This window comes from Mycobacterium sp., from assembly GCF_039583805.1.
GTDB lineage: Bacteria > Actinomycetota > Actinomycetes > Mycobacteriales > Mycobacteriaceae > Mycobacterium.
In genome coordinates this window covers 16,077-20,862 of sequence record NZ_JAVKSH010000068.1, presented here as the reverse complement: position 1 = coordinate 20,862, position 4,786 = coordinate 16,077, and the positions used below count along the sequence as shown (strand labels likewise).

The window sequence follows — 4,786 nt, the reverse complement described above, 5'->3', positions numbered from 1 at the left end:
CTAGACCTTCGGTGTTCGGCCGCCGCCGCATTCAGGCCTACCGCTGATCGGGTGACGCGACGCCGACGGTCGTGGCCAGCCACCGCGGTGCCAGCAACGAGACGGTGGTGGCCGCGGCGGTCGCACCGATCACGCCGCTCCAGGCGACCGGCCCCAACGGCGTGCACCCGAAGAAGTGGCTGATGCCGGGGGTTTGGACGATGCCCACCAAAACCGCGGAGCTGCCCAGCGCAGTAGCCACCACCAGCGGGCTGTGCCGGCGGGCCAGCAGCGTCTGCGCCAGCTGTGTGGTCACCAGGGCAGTTAATCCCATTGTCGCCGTGCGTCTTTGGCTGCCCGGCGTCCAGCGGCCGATAGCCCAGGCGGCGGTGGCGCCGGCGGCCGTGACGGCGCCGCGGGTGACGATCTGCCGCATCAACGGCACATCCAGCGACGGCGTCGGTTCGGCGAGAACTGCGCGCCGGTAGGCGCGGTGCGCCTCCTCGGCCTCCTCGTCGCTGTGCCCGTCGCCCGGCTCAGGTTGCCGGTACTGCGGCGTGACCGCCACCGCGAGCGCGGGGAACATGTCGGTCAGCAGGTTCACCAGCAGCAGTTGCCGGGTCCCCACCGGCGCCCGCCCGGCGCCGAACGCGGTCCCGATGATGGTGAACAGCACCTCGCCGACGTTGCCGCCGACCAGGATCGTCACCGCGTCGCGCACCCCGGCCCACATGCCGCGGCCCTCGACCAGCGCGTCGAGCAGCACCCCGAGGTCGTCCTCGGTCAACACGATGTCGGCTGCGCCGCGGGCAGCCGACGAGCCCCGCCCGCTCACCCCGATGCCCACGTCGGCCATCCGGATGGCGGCGGCGTCGTTGGCGCCGTCGCCGACCATCGCGGTCACCTGCCCGCAGCGCTGCAGCGCCGCGACGATCTGCACCTTCTGTTCCGGGCTGACCCGCGCGAAGACCTGCACGCCCGCGGCGACCGCGGCGAAGGCGTCCTCGTCGAAGCCGGCGAGCTCGGCGCCGGTGATCACCGCGGCATCGCCCGGCAGGCCCAGTTGCCCGGCGATCGCCCGCGCCGTCACCGGATGGTCGCCGGTGATCAGCACGACGTTGCGCCCGGCGTCGCGCAGCGCCTCGACCAGCGGCCGCGCCGACGGCCGCGCGGTGTCGGCCAGGCCGACGTAGCCGATCAGCTCCAGGTCCTGCGCGGCGGCGTCGACGGCGTCGGCGTCGGTGGCGTCGTCGTCGGTGGGCCGGTCCCAGGAACGCCGGGCGACCGCCAACACCCGCAGACCCTGCTCGGCGAGGTCGTGCACCACCGACTCGGCGTGACCGGGGTCGGCGTCCGGATCGGCGAACCGGCAGCGCGGCAGCACGGTCTCCGGGGCACCCTTGAGCATCAGCATCGGAGCTTCCGCCCCGTCGGCGGTGCCGATCGCCGCGGCGTAGCCGCGGCTGGACTCGAACGGCACCTCCGCGAGCACCGTCCACCCCGAACCACCGGGCAGCGAATCGGCCGCGGTCAGGATCGCCTCGTCGGTGGCGTGCGCGTGCCCCTGTCCGTTGTGCGGCTGGGTGGACGCGCGGGCGGCGGCGCGCAGCACCTCGGCTGCCCGCGGGTCGGCGACGTCGTGAAATCGCCGCGGGCTTGCTCCCGCGGGTACCGACCGCACGACACGCAGCCGGTTCTCGGTGAGCGTGCCGGTCTTGTCGAAGCACACGGTGTCGACGCGGCCGAGCGCTTCGAGGGTGCGGGGAGCCCGGACCAGCACCCCGCGCGCCGACAGCCGTTGCGCGGCGGCCAGCTGGGCGAGCGTGGCCACCAGCGGCAGGCCCTCGGGGACGGCGGCCACCGCGATGGCGACGCCGTCGGCGACCGCCTGCCGCAGCGACGCCCGCCGCAGCAACGCCAAACCCGTGACGGCGGCGCCGCCGGCCAGCGTCAGGGGAAGGACCTTGCCGGTCAACTCGCGCAGCCGGGCCTGGACGCCGACGGCCGACTCGACGTCGGCGACCGCTGAAATCGCCCGGTGCGCGGCGGTGCCGACCCCGGTGGCCACCACGATCGCCCGGGCGCGGCCGGCGACGATGGTGCTGCCCTCGAACAGCATGCTGGCCCGTTCGGTGTCGGCGGCGGCGACCGGCTCGACCTGCTTGTCGACCGGCAGCGACTCTCCTGTGAGCAGGGATTCGTCGACCTCGAGGTCCTCGGCCACCAGCAGCCGGGCGTCCGCCGGCACCACGTCCGGTGCGGCCAGTTCGATCACGTCGCCCGCCCGCAGGGCGCTTGCGGCGAGCGTGACGGTGCGCTCGGAACGCTGCGCGGCCTCCAGCCGGCGCCGCGTCGTCGCCACCGCGGGCACGACGACGCGGCGCGCGAGTTGATTCTGTTCGGCGAAAAGATCGGCGGCCGCGGCGTCGGCCCGCAGCCGTTGGGCCCCGCCGGTGATCGCATTGGCCGTCATCACGCCCGCGACCAGCAGCGCGTCGACGTTGCTGCCGATGATCGCCGACGCCGCCGCACCCACCGCCAGGATCGGGGTCAGCGGGTCGGCGAGCTCGGCCCGCGTCGCGGCGGCCAGCCGCCCGACGAAGGCGGCCGGCTCGCGCAGCGGGGCCAGCAGCGGGCTGTAGGACAGGTCGTCGAGGCGGCGCCGCCACGACGGCACCCCGGGCTCGGTGGCCGACGGTCGCGTGCCGCCGGCCAGCCGCGCATAGACGATCTCGGGGTCCAGCGCGTGCCAGGCGGTCAGCGGCTGCGGGGTGGGATCGGGCTGACGCAGCACGGCGTCGGCCGCGAAGGCCCCCGACACCAGCGCGCTGGCCGCGGCCGCGTTGACCGGGTTGAGCCAGCGCCGCAGCGCCAGCGGGCTGCCGGTGTTGCGGGGATCGCCGGTGACCAGCAGCAGCCCGGCCAGCGTGGTGCCGCCCTGAGCCAGCCGCACCGACGACTCGCTGGCCTTGCGGGCCGCCGGCAGCGCCGAGAGGATCCGCACCGCCGCGGCCAGGTCGGTGCCGGCGATGATGTCCGCGGTCCACGGGGTGGCCGCCTGGGGATCGTCGAGGGCGACCGCGACGTCGGCGACGGCGAGGGCCGCCAGGGTGTCGGTCGACGCGAAGTCGCGGTGCAGGGCGGTGATCAGCAGGACCGGCCCGCGGTCTGCCCGCAGCTCGCGGACCAGCGTGAGCAGCGGGGTGCCGGCCGGATACGTCGCCGCGACGCTGGCCGCCAGGTCCTGCGTGCCGGCGACGTGCCGCAGCACCACCCGCGCTCCGGTGCGGTGCGCGGTCTGCAACAGCGGGATCGCGAACGGGTCGACCTCCCAGCCGACGTCGACGCTGCCCACGCAGTCGCCGTCGACGATCAGGTCGGCGTGTTCGAGGCCCTGGGCGGGCGCCGCCGACGGCCCCTCACCCGGCACCCACCGCAACCGGGCGCCGGTGGCCGGCAGTTCGTCGGGGTCGGGGTCGGGCGCCTGCTCGCCGTGCAGCAGGGCGTCGGCGACCTCGTAGACCCGGTCGGCGTCCCAGCCGGCGGCCGCGCCGTGCGCCGCCAGCACCGCGCGGGCGTCTCCGCGCAGCGCAGCGCCGTCGACGACGACGACCCGCACCCGGTCCAGTCGGCGCAGCGCGCCCGGATCCAGCACCAGCTGCCCGCCGTTGGCCAGGCCGCGGCCCAGGACCGCGGCGAACGTCTGCCGGCCCATGTGCGCGGCCTTGGGCACTCCGGCCAGGATCGCGGCCGCGGCGTCTTCGGCGCCGCCGCCGGCCAGCAGCGCGCCCGCCGCGGCGACCAGCGAACCGTTCGCGGCCTGCTCGGCGTAGTCCTCCACCGGCCCGGCCATGGACCCCTTGGCGGTGTCGATCGCCGCGTCGATGGCCGCGTCGACGACGACGTGCGACGCCTCACCGGCCGCCGCGCCCGCCCAGCCGTGTCGCGGCGTCTGCGAGTCGGCACCGGCGGACGAGATCACCGGAACCACCGGGGCTTGCGGCCGCTGCGGCGACGCGAGCTGGGGTTCGCGGCGTCGCCACCGCTGCCGGTGGGCTGCGGCCTCCGACATCTGCAGGGCCCGCTGCGCCAGGTCGAGCAGCGGTGTGCCGACGGCGTGGGTCAACCCGTTAGCCGCCGCGGTGGACGCGCTGAGCGCGAGGTCGGTGCCCACGCGGCCGAGCCGCGACTCCAGGAACGACACGATTCGCGGTTGGTTGCTGATCAGGGCGGCCGCGGCCCGGGTGGTTCGCGGCGCTGCGGGCAGCCGGACGACCCAGCCGGTGACGGCGGCGCCGATCGCCAGCACGTCCATCGCCGCGGCGGTCAGCGGAACCAGGATCGCCAGCGGGTTACCCGGGTCGGCGAACGGCGCGGTCCGGGGCGCCGACGCCGATCCCGCCGCCAGTCCGGCGGCCGCGGCGGCGACGACGTCCCGCACCGTGTCCAGCACCCGGTCGGTGTCGGCGTCGTCGTCGAGTTCGACCACCAGCCGGCCCAGCGCGCCCTCGACATGGGCGGCGGCCACACCCGCAATCTCGCGGACCGGTTCTTGCACCACGGCGGCGTTCTCGTACCAGCGGGGGAACGGCAGCAGCGGATCCAGGTCCAGGTGCACCCGCTGCCCGCTCTGCCACCGCACCGGCGGGGCGGCGCGGTCGGGGGCGCCGGGCTGCGTACCGTTCCCGAGTAGGCGGGTGGTCGAATGCGCCACCGATTCCAGCACCGGTCCGGCCAGCAGCTGGGCCGCGCCCGCCGCGCCCGCGACGCCGTGCAGCCCGGCCCGCATCACCCCGGCCGCGCCGCC

Annotated in this window: 1 protein-coding gene; it reads right to left on the bottom strand. The window is 76.0% G+C overall.

What is annotated here, in order from left to right; all coding sequences use genetic code 11:
• Nucleotides 1-37: 37 nt before the first annotated feature.
• Nucleotides 38-4,768, bottom strand: a complete 4,731-nt coding sequence (locus ABDW21_RS10815; protein ID WP_343710451.1) for a cation-translocating P-type ATPase — start codon at nt 4,766-4,768, stop codon at nt 38-40.
• Nucleotides 4,769-4,786: the final 18 nt, after the last annotated feature.